This window comes from Pseudomonas sp. DP-17 (assembly GCF_022380625.1).
Lineage (GTDB): Bacteria > Pseudomonadota > Gammaproteobacteria > Pseudomonadales > Pseudomonadaceae > Pseudomonas > Pseudomonas nitroreducens_A.
The window spans coordinates 129878-142836 of sequence record NZ_JAKSXG010000012.1 but is presented as its reverse complement, the minus strand read 5'-3'; the positions used below and the strand labels follow the sequence as shown (position 1 = coordinate 142836).

11 protein-coding genes are annotated in these 12959 nt (G+C 65.7%); 3 read left to right on the top strand and 8 right to left on the bottom strand.

What is annotated here, in order from left to right:
* Positions 1–52 precede the first annotated feature (52 nt).
* Positions 53–2158 carry an AsmA family protein gene (locus MJ122_RS19255; protein ID WP_239745731.1) on the top strand — a complete coding sequence of 702 codons (2106 nt, stop codon included), beginning with the start codon at positions 53–55 and terminating at the stop codon, positions 2156–2158.
* 119 nt (positions 2159–2277) lie between these two features.
* On the opposite strand, the gene MJ122_RS19250 is transcribed toward MJ122_RS19255, so the two are convergent.
* The 4 genes from MJ122_RS19250 to MJ122_RS19235 form a co-directional block, all read right to left on the bottom strand.
* A complete protein-coding gene (locus MJ122_RS19250) occupies positions 2278–2733 on the bottom strand; it encodes a GyrI-like domain-containing protein (RefSeq protein ID WP_088416221.1) in 456 nt (151 codons plus the stop codon).
* Between the two features lie 155 nt (positions 2734–2888).
* Positions 2889–3233: an osmotically-inducible lipoprotein OsmE gene (gene osmE, locus MJ122_RS19245; RefSeq protein ID WP_017518219.1), complete on the bottom strand. Its 345-nt coding sequence runs from the start codon at positions 3231–3233 to the stop codon at positions 2889–2891.
* A 96-nt stretch (positions 3234–3329) separates the two neighbouring features.
* Complete coding sequence (locus tag MJ122_RS19240) at positions 3330–3548, bottom strand: hypothetical protein (protein ID WP_088416222.1); 219 nt, start codon at positions 3546–3548, stop codon at positions 3330–3332.
* Between the two features lie 71 nt (positions 3549–3619).
* Entirely contained in the window at positions 3620–4885 is a 1266-nt protein-coding gene (locus MJ122_RS19235; protein WP_239745730.1) for an Hsp70 family protein, read from the bottom strand.
* 207 nt (positions 4886–5092) lie between these two features.
* Between MJ122_RS19235 and MJ122_RS19230 the strand changes: the two genes are divergently transcribed.
* A complete protein-coding gene (locus MJ122_RS19230; RefSeq protein WP_239745729.1) occupies positions 5093–5956 on the top strand; it encodes an oxaloacetate decarboxylase in 864 nt (287 codons plus the stop codon).
* 35 nt (positions 5957–5991) lie between these two features.
* Here MJ122_RS19230 and MJ122_RS19225 read toward each other — a convergent pair whose 3' ends face one another.
* A complete protein-coding gene (locus tag MJ122_RS19225) occupies positions 5992–6636 on the bottom strand; it encodes a hypothetical protein (protein ID WP_088416225.1) in 645 nt (214 codons plus the stop codon).
* 177 nt (positions 6637–6813) lie between these two features.
* Here MJ122_RS19225 and MJ122_RS19220 point away from each other — a divergent pair, with 177 nt between their 5' ends.
* Entirely contained in the window at positions 6814–7080 is a 267-nt protein-coding gene (locus MJ122_RS19220; protein WP_017518214.1) for a DksA/TraR family C4-type zinc finger protein, read from the top strand.
* Between the two features lie 88 nt (positions 7081–7168).
* Here MJ122_RS19220 and MJ122_RS19215 read toward each other — a convergent pair whose 3' ends face one another.
* The 3 genes from MJ122_RS19215 to MJ122_RS19205 all read right to left on the bottom strand — a co-directional run bounded on the left by MJ122_RS19215 (position 7169) and on the right by MJ122_RS19205 (position 12837).
* The gene (locus tag MJ122_RS19215) at positions 7169–9328 is read right to left on the bottom strand and encodes a GAF domain-containing protein (protein ID WP_239745728.1); all 2160 of its coding nucleotides are present in this window, start codon (positions 9326–9328) and stop codon (positions 7169–7171) included.
* Positions 9325–9930, bottom strand: a complete 606-nt coding sequence (locus tag MJ122_RS19210; RefSeq protein WP_239745727.1) for a biliverdin-producing heme oxygenase — start codon at positions 9928–9930, stop codon at positions 9325–9327. Before MJ122_RS19210 ends, MJ122_RS19215 begins: the two co-directional genes overlap by 4 nt.
* 192 nt (positions 9931–10122) lie before the next feature.
* On the bottom strand, positions 10123–12837 hold the full coding sequence (locus MJ122_RS19205; RefSeq protein ID WP_239745717.1) for an autotransporter outer membrane beta-barrel domain-containing protein: 2715 nt from the start codon (positions 12835–12837) through the stop codon (positions 10123–10125).
* Positions 12838–12959 lie beyond the last annotated feature (122 nt).

Genomic DNA, 12959 nt, shown 5'->3' with positions numbered 1-12959 from the left:
GTGCGGGGGCTCCGCTGCTTCCACCGACGCGGCAAGCAGGGAGTTTTCGGATATGACGCGCGGGAAAAGAATCTGCCTTTGGGTCTTCCTCGGTATCCTCGCGGTGATCGCTGCGCTGGTGGTCTTCATCGCCACCTTCGACTGGAACCGGCTGAAGCCGACCATCAATGAGAAAGTGTCCACCGAGCTGGGCCGCACCTTCGCCATCAACGGCGACCTGCAGGTTTTCTGGCGCACGGAACCCGCAGAAGGCGGCTGGCGCGCCTATGTGCCGTGGCCGCATTTCAGCGCCGCCGATATCACCCTGGGCAACCCCGACTGGGCGGCCGGCAAGACGCGCTCGGCGCTCTCGGGCAAGAACCTGTTCGCCAGCCTGGAGAAGGTGGAGTTCCGGCTCGCCCCGTTGCCGCTGCTGTGGCAGACCGTGCGCATTCCGCAGATCGTCCTCACCCGACCCAGCGCCGATCTCCTGCGGCTCGCAGACGGGCGGGCGACCTGGACCTTCGAGTTGCCGAAGGAGGAGGAGGACCCCGACGCCCTGCCCGAAAAGTCCTCGTGGACGCTGGACATCGGCGAGATCGGCTTCGACAAGGGCAGCGTCACCCTCGACGACCAGACCCTGAAGACCCGCCTGGAGCTGGTGGTTGATCCGCTTGGCAAGCCGGTACCCTTCGGCCAGCTGGCGGGCAAGGCGCTGGCCGGCGGCGAGAGGGCCGGCACCCAGGACTACGTGTTCGGCTGGAAGCTCAAGGGCCAGTACAAGGGCCTGCCGCTCAATGGCTCCGGCAAGGTCGGTGGCATGCTCGCCCTGCAGGATGCGGCCCGGCCCTTCCCGGTGCAGGCCGATGTGTCTGCCGGCAGCACGCGTGCGAGCATCGTCGGCACGCTGGTCGACCCGCTGAACCTCGGTGCCCTGGACCTGCGCCTGAAGCTGGCGGGGACCAGCATGGCCAATCTCTTTCCGCTTACCGGCGTGACCTTGCCCGATACCCCGGCCTACGAGACCGATGGCCGCCTGAAGGCGGAGCTGCACGATCCCGCCGGTGCGCAATTCCACTACGAGAACTTCAACGGCAAGGTCGGTGACAGCGACCTGCATGGCGACCTGCTGTTCGTCAATCGCCAGCCGCGGCCCAAGCTCTCCGGCAAGCTGCGCTCCGAGCAGTTGCGCATGGCCGACCTCGGTCCGCTGATCGGCGCCGATTCCAACAAGGAGAAACAGGCGCGTGGCCAGAGCGCCCGCCAGCCGGCGGACAAGGTGCTGCCGGTGGAAGAGTTCCGCACCGACCGTTGGCGCGCCATGGACGCCGACGTGGAGTTCACCGGCAAGCGCATCGTGCACAGCGACAAGCTGCCGATCAGCGACCTCTATACCCATCTGGTGCTCAATGACGGTCTGCTGACCCTGGAGCCGCTGCGCTTCGGCGTGGCCGGCGGCACGCTGGATTCGCACATCCGCCTGGACGGCGGCAAGACGCCGCTGCAGAGCAGGGTTCAGTTGCAGGCGCGCAGCTTCAAGCTCAAGGAGCTGTTCCCCAGCTTCGCGCCGATGCAGTCCAGCTTCGGCGAGCTGAACGGCGACGCGGCCCTCACCGGCACCGGCAACTCGGTGGCGACCATCCTGGCGGGCGCCAACGGCGAGATGAAGCTGCTGATCAACGATGGCCGCATCAGCCGCAGCCTGATGGAGATCGCCGGACTCAACGTGGGCAACTACGTGGTGAACAAGCTGTTCGGCGACGACGAGGTGAAGATCAACTGCGCCGCCGCGGACGTGGGTATTACCAATGGCCTGGCCAAGCCGCGGCTGTTCGCCTTCGACACCGAGAACGCGTTTATCACGGTGGACGGCACGGCGAATTTCGCCAGCGAACAACTCGACCTGGACATCACCCCGCAGAGCAAGGGCGTGCGCATCTTCTCGCTGCGCTCACCGCTCTATGTACAAGGCACTTTCAAGAGTCCCAGGGCAGGCGTGCATGTGGTGCCGCTGGCGGCGCGCGGCGCAGGAATGGTCGCCCTCGGCGTGGCGGTTGCGCCGGCCGCCGCGCTGCTTGCGCTGATCGCGCCGAGCAAGCAGGACGACAACCAGTGTGCCGCGCTGCTGCAGCAGATGAAGCAGCCGTCGAAGGCGCCGGCACCGGTCAAGCGCAAGTAAGGCTGACCGAGCGTAGGGCAATTGCCGAGAAGGCTCCCTCTCCCCTCGAAGCGGGGCGCTTAGCCAGGACGGAGGGAGAGGGCCGTCCGATGCAAACGGTCGCAGGAAGGGGCGTTGGCTTAATAGACCGGTACGTAGAGGTCGGTTTCCGAAGCCGGGTCTTCCGGGCCAAGGAACCGCTCGGTGTAACGCTCAAGGTCCACGCCTTTCTTCGGCTCCAGGCCGTGGCGCGACAGCAGGCTGGAATAGATGGCCTGGAAGCTGTCGGCGATGGCGGTGACCGGGCCAATGTGGGTGAACACCGCGTACTTCTGCGCCGGTACCTGGAAGCTCACCATGCCCTCGGGAATGGCGGCGCCGGACGCCACCGGCAGGCCGGCGATATAGTGGAACTCGCCGCCCGGCAGTTGAGTGCAGACGCCATAGGCGGACTTGTCCGTCGCGCTGGCCGCGACTTCCTGCTCGCGTGGCAGAAAGCGTTGCCACAGCTGGCCGATACTGTCGTCCTGCGTGCTGCCACGGTAGTCCATGCCCACCACTTCGAAGGCGGGCAATTCGATGATGCGGTATTTCATGGTCGGCTCCTGAGGTCGCTGCTGGGATGATAGACGGCCACCGAGTGGTGGGAACATCCCGGCGTCCGTGATCGTGGCGCTATGCCTGGAAAGGTTGCCGAATGAAAAGGCCCCCGCCGATGGGCGAGGGCCTTGTGGTCACACCGGGAGCACCGTCACGGCTGGGCATCGCGCTCGTGGCGGTCGAGTTCGGAACAGGTCATGAAGCCCGACCCATCCACCCGGCCACTGCCGTCGAAACTCACGTAGAACGGCTGTTGCTGGCCGTCCTTGCTGAGAATGTAGCTGTTGCAGCTGCCCGGCTTCATCAGGCGTTTCTGCGTGGAGGACGGCGTGCCGCCGATCTTCAGGACTTCTTCCTGGCTCATCCCCTTCTCGACGTTGCGCACCAGCGGCTGGTCGCGGAAGGTGATGTAGTTGACCGGGTTCTGCACCTTGGTGGAAGCGCAGCCCGCCACCGAGGCCAGTACCAACAGCGCCAGCAGTGATCGCTTGTACATGGTGTTCTCCTTGGTTGAGCAACTCACTCGCTCAAGTTTGAGCCACCTGAGCGCGCGGACGTTCAAGAAATCTGCATGCTGTGATCGCGGCCGCCTTTACTCGCTGGCTTTGAGTGCGTCGTCCAGCCGCTGCTGGTTCTGCACATTGGCCGCATCGACCTGCTGCTTGAGCTGCTGCATCTGCTGCTGGGCCTGTTGCGCCTGCTGGGCCTGCAGGTTGGCGGTGGTGGCCGCGGTGGCGGCGGTCTCGCCCAGGCCGCAGGCGGACAGCGCGGCGGACAGGAGCAGCAGGCTGGTCAGTTGGAGAGGGCGCATGGTGGGCTCCGAGCGCGAGGGGTATACCGCCACACTAGCGCATGGCGGCCGTTGCGTCAGTGAGCCGCTGCTCAGCCGTAGCGCTTCATCGCCTCGATGGCCAGGCCGTTGCCGATGCCGCCAAAGCGGTCGCCGTCGACGTGGCGGGCGTTGGGCAGCATGGCCGCCACGCTCTGGCGCAGCGCCGGTACGCCGGAGGAGCCGCCGGTGAAGAACACGGTGTCGACCCGCGCCGGGTCTACGTCAGCCGAGCTCAGCAGCTCGCTGATGCTGCCGCGCACGCGCTCCAGCAGCGGGCCGATGGCGCTTTCGAACAGTTCGCGGCTCAGCTCGGCGACCAGGCCGGCTTCGATGCGCGCCAGGTCGATGTCGCGGCGCTCGGTGTCGGACAGTTCGATCTTGCTGGCTTCCACCTGCATCGCCAGCCAGTGGCCGGCGCGCTGCTCGATGAGCTTGAACAGCCGGTCGATGCCGGTGGCGTCGACGATGTCGTAGCGCATGTTCTGCAGCGCCAGCTGGGACTTCTGCGCGTACACCGCGTTGATGGTGTGCCAGGTGGCGAGGTTGAGGTGGTAGCTGGTCGGCATGAAGGCGTCGCTCTTCATCTTGCTGCCGTAGCCGAACAGTGGCATCACGCCCTGGATGCTCAGCTGCTTGTCGAAGTCGGTACCGCCGATGTGCACGCCGCCGGTGGCGAGGATGTCGCCCTGGCGGTCGGCCACTTCGCGGCGCTCCGGCGACAGGCGCACGAGCGAGAAGTCCGAGGTACCACCACCGATGTCGACGATCAGCACCAGTTCTTCACGTGCAATGCTGCGCTCGTAGTCGAAGGCCGCGGCAAGCGGTTCGTACTGGAAGGAGACGTCCTTGAAGCCGAGCTTCTGCGCCACGGCAACCAGGGTGTCCTGGGCTTCCTGGTCGGCCTTGGGATCGTCGTCGACGAAGAACACCGGACGGCCCAGCACCACGGACTCGAACTCGCGCCCGGCGACTGCTTCGGCGCGCTTCTTCAGCTCGCCGATGAACAGCCCGAGCAGATCCTTGAACGGCATGGCGCTGCCCAGCACGGTGGTCTCGCTTTTCAACAGCGAGGAGCCCAGCAGGCTTTTCAGCGAACGCATCAGGCGGCCTTCGTAGCCTTCCAGGTATTCGTGCAGGGCCAGGCGGCCGTACACCGGACGGCGTTCCTCGACATTGAAGAAGATCACCGAGGGCAGGGTGATCTTCTCGTCTTCCAGGGCGATCAGCGGTTCGCTGTCCGGACGCCACCAGCCGACGGTGGAGTTGGAAGTGCCGAAGTCGATGCCCAGGGCGCGGGCCGCAGTGGTCGGGAACATGATGCGGGGTGTCCGGAGAAAAAACGGCCGCGCAGTGTACGCGAGTGTCTGCCGAAATTCAGGGTATCCGTCGGAAGACTATGGTGGCAAAGAGGGCTTGGGGAGTAGCTTGTAGTTTTGCTACATTGTGTTCCTGTAGTTTTCCTACAAGAGTTTTCCATTATCTGATTTCCGTTCTCCCACCCCGTACCGCAGTTGGATCCCACCATGCACAGAGCCTCCTTCCACGAATTGCGCAAGGATTTCCGCGCCTTACTGAGTTCTTCAGCCTGCTATCACACCGCTTCGGTGTTCGATCCCATGTCGGCGCGCATTGCCGGCGACCTGGGGTTCGAAGTGGGCATCCTGGGCGGTTCTGTAGCTTCACTACAAGTTCTGGCGGCGCCTGATTTCGCGCTGATCACCCTGAGCGAATTCACCGAGCAGGCCACCCGCATCGGTCGCGTCGCCCGTCTGCCGGTGATCGCCGACGCTGACCACGGCTACGGCAACGCGCTGAACACCATGCGTACCATCGTCGAGCTGGAACGCGCCGGTGTGGCCGCGCTGACCATCGAGGATACCCTGCTGCCCGCGCAGTTCGGCCGCAAGTCCACTGACCTGATCCCGGTCGAGGAGGGCGTCGGCAAGATCCGCGCGGCGCTGGAAGCGCGCATCGACTCGGAAATGGCGATCATCGCCCGCACCAATGCCGAAGTGCTGGAGGTGGACGACGTGATCCGCCGCACCCTGGCCTACCAGGCCGCTGGCGCCGATGGCATCTGCATGGTCGGCATCCGCGACTTCGACCACCTGGAGGCCATCTCCCGCCACCTGTCCGTGCCGCTGATGCTGGTGTCCTACGGCAACCCCGAGCTGCGCGACGACGCTCGACTGGCCGAGCTGGGGGTGCGCATCGTGGTCGACGGCCACGCCGCCTACTTCGCCGCGATCAAGGCGACCTACGACTGCCTGCGCGAGCAGCGCGGCGTGCATGCCTCAGACCTGACCGCCTCGGAACTGGCGAAGAAGTACACGCTGCCCGAGGAGTACCAGATCTGGGCGCGCGAATACATGGAAGTCAAGGAGTAGGGCCGCCTGCTCTGTTTTGTTCTATCCGGTGCCGCTCAGCGATTCGGCAGATGCGCCAGCAGGTATTCGACCTGTGCGTTGAAGGGATAGAGCAGAGTGCCTTCGGGTTTCTCCGCCTTGCGCAGGTATTTCCAGCGCGAGAGCAGGGAGTCCCGGCTGGCACCGGCGGGTAGCGCCGCCAGGCGTTCGCCGATCTTCTCCTGCAGTGCCTCGATGCGTTCCCCCGCGTCCTCCAAGTCCCGTCCCAGCAGCCGTCGATTGGCTTGCCGGGCTTCCAGCAGCGCCAGTTCGCGCAGTTCATCCTCGAGCCCTTGCGGCGCCGGCTCGCGGGCGAGAACGAAGCTGTCGAACAGCCCCGCCACTTCCTGAGTCCGCGCCACGGCCTGGCGCAGGTCCACGCCTTTCAGGCTGTAGGCCTCCCGCACCTGTTGCAGCGTCTGTCGATAGAGCTGCCAGAGGTCCTGCAGCGCGCCGGCGTTCTTCTGTTGCGCCAATTGTTCCTCGAAGCTGTGGCCCAGGTTATCGAGCCGCGAGAGGAATCGTTCGTCTCCGGTGGCGCTGTAGAGCAGCAGGTAGCGCTCCATGTCGCGCAGGCTGGCATCGACGGCGTCGGCATTGGCGGCGCGCGGCAGCAGCCCGGCGAACAACAGGCTGGCGATCAGGGCGGTGGCATAACGCATGGAGGATTCCTGGCAGACGGCGATCCGGCGATTCTTCGCAAGGGTTTCGGTCCTGGCCATAAGACGCATCTGGTTTTGCCGGCGACGCACTCGTCGCTTCCCGCGCCATCGCCCTTGCAATCGCCACCAGGGCCCTGCATATGTGAAAGACACACCAAGCTTGCACGGGAGGTCGCCATGGCCAGTGGCTGGGCAAACGACGGAGCGGTTCAGGAGCAGATCGACAGCACAATCGAGGACGCTATCGCGCGGGCGCGCAACCAGTTGCCCAAGGGCGAAAGCCTGACCCATTGCGAGGAGTGCGATGCGCCGATCCCCGAGGCACGGCGCAAGGCCATCCCCGGCGTGCGCCTGTGCGTGAAGTGCCAGACCGAACATGACAAGGAGCAGGCGAACTACGCCGGTTACAACCGTCGCGGCAGCAAGGACAGCCAGCTGCGTTGATATTCGGTGTGACATTGGAACGGCGCCCAAAGGCGCCGTTCTTCGTGAGGAACTGTAGGAGCAGGCCCACTCCTGCGAAAAGCCGAAGTCAGGGGTTGAGCGGCACCAGCACGCTGAAGGTGATGATGCCGTCGGCCTGTTCGACTTCGATCCGACCGCCATGGGCCTGGACGATGGCCTGGGAAACGTAGAGGCCGATGCCCAGCCCGCTCTTGTTGCGGCTGTGGCCGCCGGCTTCCTGCTTGAACGGGACGAAGAGGTTGGCCAGGCGCGCGTCATCCAGGGTCTCTGCCTCGTTGAGCACGCTCAGGCGGACCAGCTCGCCCTGGCGGCACAGCTCCACCAGCACCGGTCGGCCGGGGCGGCCATGGTGCCGCGCATTGCTCAGCAGGTTGGCGACCACCTGCAGGTAGCGGTCCGGGTCGACACGCGCCTGCACGCCGGACTCGATGGCCGTCTCGATGGCCAGGCCCGGATAGGCCACGTCGGTTTCCTGAACGATGTCGTGCACCAGACGCGAGAGATCGGCGCCCACCGGTTTCACCGTCATTCCCGCGCCGCTCTGCAAGCGGCTCATCTCCAGGATCTGGCTGATCAGCCGCTCCATCCGGCTGCTGGAGTAGGTGATGTGCTGGCGCAACTCGGCGTTGCGTACGTCGCTGGAGGAAAGCATGGCTGCGGCCATGGAAATCGACTGCAGCGGGTTGCGCAGGTCGTGGCCGAGCACGGCGATCAGACGCTGGCGCATGCGGTCGATTTCGCCGGCGCGGTTCAGGCACAGCTCCACCAGTTCGGTGCGCAGCTTCTCGGCGATGGAGAGGTCGATGCCGGTCCAGGGCATGGAGCGCCCGCGCACCACTTCCTCCCAGGCCTCGAACGAGCCACGCGGCGTCAGGCGCGGGCCGGACGGGCCGGTGCTGACGATCTTCTCCGGCTTGCCGCCCCAGCGGATGCGGTGCACCTGCTCCATGCGCAACCAGACGATCCAGCCCGCTTCCTGGCGGTGAAAACGGATGGCCATGACGCCGCAGTAGCGCGGGTCGTTGCGGTCGTCGCTCAGCTCCAGGCGGCGGTCGCTGTGGAACAGGTCGAGCTCCTCGTCGTGCTGCAGCTGCGCAATGATCGATACGGCCAGATCCTCGAAGTCGCCGCCGATGCTGCTGGCGCGCCCGCCCAGCATCACCACCGCGCCGTCGCAGGGCAGCAGGTCGGCGACGCTCGCGCCAGGACGGGTCAGGGCGCTGAGCAGGTCGTCGGCGTCGCGGGTGCGGCGCAGCAGCGCCTGCTGGCGCTCCGAGGCCTGGCGCAGCAGTTCGCTGATGCGACTCTGCTCCAGTCGCTCGACCAGGGCGCTGCACACCTGGGAGAACACCTGGAAGGACATGCGGATCGGATACGGCACCAGCTTCGGGCTCATGTGGTGGCAGGAGAACAACCCCCACAGGCGTCCACCGACCACGATGGAAATGCTCATCGACGCGCGCACCCCCATGTTGGCGAGGTATTCGCAATGGATCGGCGAAACGCTGCGCAGCGTGCTGTAACTCAGATCGAACGGCTGGCGGCTCTGCGGGTTGAGTGTCGGTCGCACCGCCACCGGCTGGTAGGCCACGTCACCGATCAGTCGCACCGGGTTCTGCAGGTAGAGGCGGCGCGCCTGGGCCGGAATGTCCGACGCGGGGTAGCGCTGGCCGAGGTAGCTTTCCAGGTCCTCGCGGCGGGATTCGGCGACCACCTCGCCGGAGTCGTCCTCGTTGAAACGGTAGGCCATGACGCGGTCGTAACCGGTCATCCGCCGCACTTCCTCGGTGACGCTGACCAGCAGGCTTTCGACGTCGTTGCGCAACTGCAGCTGGCTGACCAGGCGCTGGGCATTGAGGGCGAAGCTGGTGAAGGAGGCGGTGCCGGCCGCGCGCCGCTCGAATTCCAGGTAGCGCACGCCTTCATGGCTGTGGCCGATCACGTCGAAGAAGCGCCGGTTGATCCGTGCTTCCACGCTGTTCACCCAGGGGCCTTCCTCGCGCACGCCTTCGGCGAGCATCGACAGCACGCCGGGGCCGACGTCCGACTCCGCCAGGGGCTCGCCCAGCGTGGCACAGATGCCGAGCAGGGTGCCCAGGTTATCGCTGCTGCCGAGCACGCGGCCCTGGTCGTCGAGAGCGATCAGTGCGCCGTGCGGCTGGATAGCGCCCGGCAGGTGGATAGGTTCGTCCTCGCAGTTGGCGAGGGTGACCGGCGGCTCGCTCATGGGTGCTCCGCGTGGCTCGGCGCGGCGACCAGCACCCAGTCGCGGAACGAGCTGAAAGCGCGCACTGCGGCATCCTGGGCGAGGGCGATGTCCTCGGGCGTGGTGACGTGCTCGGCCAGCAGGCGCCCGAAGGCGCCCCAGCGTTCGCCGGTGTGCTCGCCGTAACCTTGCAGCCAGCGCAGCGGCAGCGGGGCGAGGGTGACCTTGAGGCGCTTATAGAGCACGCGTCCGCCCAGGGTTGCGCCTTCGGCGACGTAGGCGATGCCGAAGGCTTCGGCAAGGCTCCGGGGGATTGGAGCGACAGGGCAGTCGGGCAGGCGCTGGATGGCGCGCGCTCCGGACAGCAGGTCGGCTTCCAGCCATTGGCTCTTGCCGCGACGCAGGCTGGCATCTTCGGCATCCGGCCAGAGCGGCCAGAGGGCCAGCTCCAGTGGCCTCATCCAGCCCAGCACGCGGGCAGCGTGGTGCAGGTAGTCGGCGTGAGTAAGCGTGGCAGTGAGCGGCGAGCGGCTGTCGAGGTCGGCATGCAGCTCATGGGTGGCGGCACGCAGCGCGGCCAGTGCGGGCGAGATGCCTGGGCGTTCGTTCGGTTGCGAAGTCATCGCCGTCATCGCGGGTCCACCTTTTTCTTCGAGCAGCAGAGCATAGCAGTTCGAACGGTGCGACCGGGGCGGCAAGAGAAAAGTTGATCGATATATCAGCTTTCGGGTGGCTGGCAACGGCCGGGAAGTGATGGGGCGTGCGGGCGCAAAAAGGCCGCCGCACAAGGTGTACGGCGGCCCAGGGGGGCGCGGTCAGAAGTTGACCTTGAGCCCCAGCGTCAGCGCCTGGTCGCGGTAGCCGTTGTCGCCGTACTGCTTGCCCACTTCACCCCAGACGTTGACCCGGCTGTTGACCTTGCTGGTCGCGCCGAGCTTCACTTCGAAGATGTCGCTGGCGCCGTCCATCTCGAACCTGGTGCTGCCCATCTTCGCGCCGAAGTCCTTGGAGTTGTGGATCCAGTTGGTTTCCACGTAGGGCTCGACCCCGTAGGTGTTGGCGAAGCCGCCTTCCTGGTTGCTGCGCACGGCGGCGCGGGCGCCCAGGCGGGTCATGACGTTGCCGTCGCCCTGGCCGGTAACCTTGGTGCCGTTGGCTTCGCGGTGGCTGTCGGCCTTCACGCCCATGTAGACGACCTGCGCCTGCGGCTGCACGTAGTAGCTGGCGCTCTCGGTCTTGGCCACTTCGAAGGTCTTGCCGGCCTCGATGGAGGCGGTGATGCCCTTGGCGTCGTATTTCTCCTTGGCCAATTGCTCGCCGCGCACTTCGGCGTCGAAGTCATTCCACAGGACCCAGCTGTCGACATAGGCGCCATTCTCGTCGTCCTGGTTCTGGTACCAGGTGCCATACACGCCCAGGCTGTAGCCGTCGATCTCGCCGCGCGAGCGGTAGCCGGTGATGCGCGACCTGGTGGTGGAGTTGCCGTTGGCGTAGCCGGCCATTACGCCGACGACCCAGTCACCGTTGTCGGTCTGCTTGCGGTACAGATCGCTGCCCAGTTGCAACACGTAGCGGTTGGACTCGGTCTTCAGCTGCCCGCTGCTGTCTTCCCAGCGGCTGGAGCCGTCGACGTTGCGCATCCACAGCATCGAGGTAACTTCCTTGCCGGTATCCGGGTCGACGTAGGTCAGGTTGCCCGTCCGGTCATGCAGGCGATGCAGGAACATGGTGTTGGCCGCTGCGAGGTTGGCGGTGTAGCTGCCACCTTCGGGCTGAAGCACGCGGTCCTTGTCGCTGGGCGTGGGTTTTTCCGGCACCGGGTCGGTCGGGCCCGGGTCGACGGGACCGGGCTCTTCCGGGGTCGGATCGACTGGCGGCGGGTCAACCGGTGGTGGGTCAACCGGTGGTGGGTCGACTGGCGGCGGGTCAACCGGTGGCGGATCAACCGGTGGCGGATCAACTGGCGGTGGATCGACCGGTGGCGGGTCCTCCGGATCGGGATCGGTCGGTTTGTACGAGGTCAGGTACCAGTCGCTGTCCCGGCCAGTGGAGCCGACGAAGCTGCCGCCGCGACGCAGCACATACTCGTAGCCGCCCTCGGTGACCCGGTCGGACTTGAACTCGCCAGCGGAGGTGCCGCCGACGGTGATCATCTGGATGCCTTCCAGGGTTTCGGCACCGGGGCCGTCGGTGTTGTTGACGGTGACGCGCGTATCGCCCGAAGTGCTGCCGCTGATGGCGAGCTTGTCGGTCTCGGACGTGTCGTCGCCCAGGTAGGTATTCATCACCAGGTGACCGCCGCCGGTGAAGTCGCCATCAACGGTCAGGGTCTTGTAGGTGTATGCGCCGTGTTCGTCATGACGGTCATAGACCAGTTGGGCGCCATCGGTGAGCGTGAGGTTGGTGAGGTTGGAGTTGCCCGTCATGAACCACTGGCTCGAGGCCCCGTCCATGGCCAGGTCGATCACGCCATCGGTGGCGGTGCTGGTGGTGCCGTTGAGGTAGGAGCCGGCGGCCATCTTCAGGTCGATGACACCGCTCTTCTCCGCATACAGCGCCATGCCCTTGCGGTTCTCCAGTGTCGTCTCGGCGCTGCTGTCCAGGCGGTAGACGTGGGCCTGGTCGGAGACGATCTGCGAGCCTTCTCCGCTGGCGGCCATGGCGCGGCCGCCATCGGTCACGGTGACCCGGGTGTTGCCCAGCAGGTTCACTTCGCCGCCCCGGTTGCCCAGGCCGGTCGTGCTGGTTTCGGCGTAGATGCCATAGGACGTCGCCTGTGCCGCGCCGATCTGCGTATCGCCCAGGTTGATCACGCCGCCTTTGTTGGCAAACACGGCGTGGGCGCGGGCGCCGGTGGACTCGATGATGCTGTTGTCGCCGATGTTCACCTCGGCATCACCCTTGGCTGCGCTGTTGGTATTGCCGGCGTAGACGGTGTAGCCGTCGCCGTACTCGCCCAGCGAGCCCAGGTCGAGGTTGGAGCCGTTGCCGGAACTGCGGATCTGCGCGCCTTCACCCAGCGTGATGACGTTGCGAGCGCCTTCGTTGGGAGAGGAATTGGCGCGCACGCCCATGCCCTTGGTGGTGATCACCGCGTTGTCCCCAACGGTGACGGTGGAGTTGTTGGAATTGCGGGTGACGTTGATTCCGTCGGCTGATGTTCCGGTCGTGGTGATGTTCAGCGATTCGACGGTGATCTTGCTGGAGCCGTTGTTCGCCTGGATACCGTCGGCCTTGCTGCCGCTGGTCGTGATGTCGAGGTTGTTCAGCGTGTACTGCGAGCTGTTGCCGTAGATGCCGAAACCGCCGAGGGCTTTGCCACCGCCGCCCGGCGTGCCTTCGCCAGTGGTGACAATTTGGACAGTGTCGAACTCATTGGGGTTGAAGCCGCTGGTGTAATACAGCGTGTTGTTGCACGACAGGGTCGTGTCATCGACCTTGCTGCAGTCGGCCTGAGCGCCGCCGGCTTGGCCGAGCAGGGCGATCGCCACGGCCACGTGCGTGGCCAGAAGGGTCTTGGTAAAGCGCATTGCAAACCTCCTTGCGCCCGTCGCCGTATGACGATGCGGGGCGGATTTCCAGCGCCTGTGTGAGCCTGTCCTGGCGGGGGATCGGAGTACTCCAGATCGGGGTCCTGCTTCCACTGGAAGTT

What these genes read in the sequence shown, in the direction of transcription:
- MJ122_RS19255 (WP_239745731.1), top strand. Translation starts at nt 53, where the DNA reads ATGACGCGCGGGAAAAGAATCTGCCTTTGGGTCTTCCTCGGTATCCTC.
- MJ122_RS19250 (WP_088416221.1), bottom strand. Translation starts at nt 2,733, where the DNA reads ATGAAATACCGCATCATCGAATTGCCCGCCTTCGAAGTGGTGGGCATG.
- osmE (WP_017518219.1), bottom strand. Translation starts at nt 3,233, where the DNA reads ATGTACAAGCGATCACTGCTGGCGCTGTTGGTACTGGCCTCGGTGGCG.
- MJ122_RS19240 (WP_088416222.1), bottom strand. Translation starts at nt 3,548, where the DNA reads ATGCGCCCTCTCCAACTGACCAGCCTGCTGCTCCTGTCCGCCGCGCTG.
- MJ122_RS19235 (WP_239745730.1), bottom strand. Translation starts at nt 4,885, where the DNA reads ATGTTCCCGACCACTGCGGCCCGCGCCCTGGGCATCGACTTCGGCACT.
- MJ122_RS19230 (WP_239745729.1), top strand. Translation starts at nt 5,093, where the DNA reads ATGCACAGAGCCTCCTTCCACGAATTGCGCAAGGATTTCCGCGCCTTA.
- MJ122_RS19225 (WP_088416225.1), bottom strand. Translation starts at nt 6,636, where the DNA reads ATGCGTTATGCCACCGCCCTGATCGCCAGCCTGTTGTTCGCCGGGCTG.
- MJ122_RS19220 (WP_017518214.1), top strand. Translation starts at nt 6,814, where the DNA reads ATGGCCAGTGGCTGGGCAAACGACGGAGCGGTTCAGGAGCAGATCGAC.
- MJ122_RS19215 (WP_239745728.1), bottom strand. Translation starts at nt 9,328, where the DNA reads ATGAGCGAGCCGCCGGTCACCCTCGCCAACTGCGAGGACGAACCTATC.
- MJ122_RS19210 (WP_239745727.1), bottom strand. Translation starts at nt 9,930, where the DNA reads ATGACTTCGCAACCGAACGAACGCCCAGGCATCTCGCCCGCACTGGCC.
- MJ122_RS19205 (WP_239745717.1), bottom strand. Translation starts at nt 12,837, where the DNA reads ATGCGCTTTACCAAGACCCTTCTGGCCACGCACGTGGCCGTGGCGATC.